This is a genomic window from Microbacterium sp., assembly GCF_049661145.1.
Taxonomy (GTDB): Bacteria; Actinomycetota; Actinomycetes; order Actinomycetales; family Microbacteriaceae; genus Microbacterium.
Genome location: NZ_JBASZT010000430.1, coordinates 1 through 3,294, shown reverse-complemented (window position 1 = coordinate 3,294; position 3,294 = coordinate 1). Strand labels below are relative to the sequence as shown.

Annotated in this window: 3 protein-coding genes; all 3 read left to right on the top strand. The window is 72.3% G+C overall.

All coding sequences use genetic code 11. The features are described from left to right. Nucleotides 1-31: 31 nt before the first annotated feature. Entirely contained in the window at nucleotides 32-1,663 is a 1,632-nt protein-coding gene (locus tag WBP48_RS17710; RefSeq protein WP_424442055.1) for a SulP family inorganic anion transporter, read from the top strand. After that, entirely contained in the window at nucleotides 1,656-2,396 is a 741-nt protein-coding gene (locus WBP48_RS17705; RefSeq protein WP_424442053.1) for a GAP family protein, read from the top strand. The genes WBP48_RS17710 and WBP48_RS17705 overlap by 8 nt, the downstream gene beginning before the upstream one ends. Nucleotides 2,397-2,583: 187 nt before the next feature. Beyond that, nucleotides 2,584-3,294 (top strand): formylglycine-generating enzyme family protein (locus WBP48_RS17700; RefSeq protein WP_424442054.1); only part of this gene is annotated, 711 nt, incomplete at its 3' end.

The following is a 3,294-nucleotide window of genomic DNA, read 5'->3' as shown; positions in this document are numbered from 1 at the left end:
CACCCGCTCACGCCCGCGCCCGCTCGCGGGCCTGACGCGTCAGAACCTCGGCCGTGAGCTCACCGCCGGGGTGACGCTGCTCGCGATCGCGATCCCGCTCAACATCGGGTATGCGCAGATCGCGGGGCTCCCGCCGACGGCGGGGCTCTACGCGCTGATCTTCCCGACGGTCGTCTACGCCCTCGTCGTCTCGTCGCGTCAGGTCGTCGCCTCGCCGGATGCCGCGGCCGCCGCCCTCGTCGCCTCGTCGGTCGGGGGCCTGGCCGCCGCGGGATCGGCGGACTACGCGACGATGGCACTCGCCCAGGCGATCATCTGCGGCATCCTGCTCGTGCTGATGTCGGTCTTCAAGCTCGGATTCGTCGCGAACTTCCTCTCGAAGCCGATCCTCGTCGGCTTCGTCGGCGGGCTGGCGCTCGACATCCTCGTCTCGCAGGTCGCCAAGATGCTCGGCGTCACGATCGACTCCGGCGGGGAGTTCGTCGAGAAGCTCGCGGACCTGGTGGTGGGCCTTCCCACCGCGAACGCCTGGTCGGTCCTGATCGCGATCGTCGCCGTGGCGATCCTGCTGGCGGGGCGGATGCTGGCGCGCACCGTGCCGTGGGCGCTCATCGTCCTGGTGCTCGCGACCGTGGCCGTCGTGACCTTCCACCTCGATGAGGCGGGGGTGGCGGTGCTCGGCGACGTGCCGGCCGGATTCCCGGCGCTGACGGTGCCGATCCTCACCTGGCAGCAGTGGTTCGCCCTCGTGCCCTCTGCCATCGCGCTGACCCTCGTCACCGTCGCGGAAGGCCTGCTCGTCGCCCGCGCCTACGCCGAGAAGCGCCACTACCCCACACGTCCCAACCGCGACCTGCTCGCGTTCGGGCTCGGCAACATCGTGTCGGGGCTGCAGGGTGGCTTCTCGATCGGGTCGTCCACGAGCCGCACCGCCGCGATGGATCAGGCGGGATCGCGCACGCAGCTCCCCTCGCTCGTGCTGGCCGCGGGAACTCTCCTGCTGCTGCTGTTCGGCACGGCGCTGCTGGCCGACATCCCCTCCCCCGCCATCGGCGCCATCGTCGGCGTCGCCGTCGTGCCGCTGCTGGGCATCGGGGAGTTCCGTGAGCTGTGGCGCCTGGACCGCTACGAGTTCGCGGTCGGCGCGGTCTGCTTCGTCGTGACGCTGTTCGTCGGGGCGATCCCCGGCATCGTCGTCGCCTTCGTCCTGGCCCTCGTGGGCCTGGCCAAGCGCACGAGCAGCCCCGAGATCGACGTGCTCGCGGCGGGCGACGAGCCCTCGGCATCCCTCCTCGGCGAGGCGCCGGCCGGTGCGGTGACCGCCCCCGGCGTCGTCGTGGTGCGCATGGCGGCGCCGCTGTTCTTCGCCAACGGCAACGTGTTCGCGCAGGCCGTGCAGAAGGCGGTGACGGATGCCGGCGACGGCGCCGTGCGGCACGTCGTCATCGACCTGGAGGCCATCACGGATGCCGACGTCACCTCGGCGGAGTCGTTCGCCGGGCTCCGCCTGTGGCTGACCGAACACGACGTCGCGCTGAGCTTCTCGCGGCTGCGCGAGGGGACGCGGGGGCGGCTGGAACGCCTCGGCATCCTGTCCGGAGAGCCCGTCTACGACACCAACCGCGATGCCGTCGCGGGGCTGACAGGGGGCACGAATGCGTGAGGTCATCGGAGAGCTGCTGCCGCTGGCGCTCGGCGTCGCGGTCAGCCCGATCCCGATCATCGCGGCGATTCTCATGCTGCTGTCGCCGCGGGCGCGGGTGACGAGCGTCGGATTCCTGCTCGGCTGGGTGATCGGCATCGCGCTGGCCACGACGGTATTCACGCTGCTTGTGGGAGCCGCGACGGCGGATCCGGATGCGGCCGCGCCGCTGCGCGGCACGGTGCAGCTGTCGCTCGGCATCCTGCTGCTGCTCATGGCGATACGCAACTGGCGCTCGCGGCCGAAGCCCGGCGAAGACCTCGCGCTGCCGACCTGGATGCAGGCCATCGACACCATCGGGTTCCCGGGCGCGTTCGGGCTCGGCTTCGCGCTGTCGGCACTGAACCCGAAGAACCTCGTGATGGCGGCGGGCGCGGGGACGGCCATTGGCGCGGCGGGGGCGGGGGCTGCGTCTGCCGGTGCGGTGTCGGCTGGGGCTGCGTCCGCCGGTGGCGCGGCTGGGGCGGCGGGGCTCGCAGGTGGGGAGGTCGCCGCCCTGATCGTGGTGTTCACGGTGCTCGCGGCCTCGACCGTGCTGATCCCCGTTGTCGGCTACCTGTTCGCCGCCGACCGGCTGCGCGGTGCGCTCGACGCAACGCGCGGCTGGTTGCAGGGCGAGAACGCCGTCATCATGGCGGTGCTGCTGCTGGTGATCGGCGTGTCGATGATCGGCAAGGGGATCGGCAGCTTTTGACCGGGCGGGGGCGGCGGCGCGCCACCGGTCGCCGAGCCGACGCGTATGGCCGCATGCCGCGGCATCCACCCGGCCACATGCGTCGGGTCGCGATCGCAGCGGCAGGCGCGCGGACGGCAGGCGGGCGGCAGCCGGGCGGCGATGGGGAGAGGACAGGCGGGATAGCGTGGTGGAGATGACCGACGACATGGCGTTGATTCCCGGCGGGACGTTCCGCATGGGGTCCGACGAGTTCTACCCCGACGAGCGCCCGGTGCACGAGCGCGACGTGGCGGCGTTCTGGATCGACCGGCGCGAGGTCACGAACGCCGACTACGCCCGCTTCGTCGCGGATACCGGGTACATCACCGTCGCCGAGCGCGAGCTCGATCCCGCGGAGTTCCCCGGCGCTGATCCCGCGAACCTCGCCCCGGGGTCGATGGTGTTCACGCCGACCGACGGGCCGGTTGACCTCGGCGACTTCCGGCAGTGGTGGCGGTGGCAGCCCGGCGCGAGCTGGCGGCATCCGTTCGGTCCGGGGTCGTCGATCGCCCGGAGGGCTGGGCATCCGGTGGTGCACGTCGCCTTCGAGGATGCCGTCGCCTACGCGACCTGGGCCGGCAAGCGCCTGCCGACGGAGGCCGAGCACGAGTACGCGGCGCGCGGCGGCCTCGACGGTGCCGCGTACGCGTGGGGCGACGAGCCCTACCCCGACCGGCGGGTGCTCGCCAACGTGTGGCTCGGGCACTTCCCGTACGACAACCGCGGCGTCGGAGACGCGGCACCCGTCGGCTCGTACCCGCCGAACGGCTTCGACCTGTACGACATGATCGGCAACGTCTGGGAATGGACGAGCGACTACTACGCGCCGCGCCACGTCGTGCCCGGCGCCGCCGGTGGTGCCGGGCCGGTGGATGCC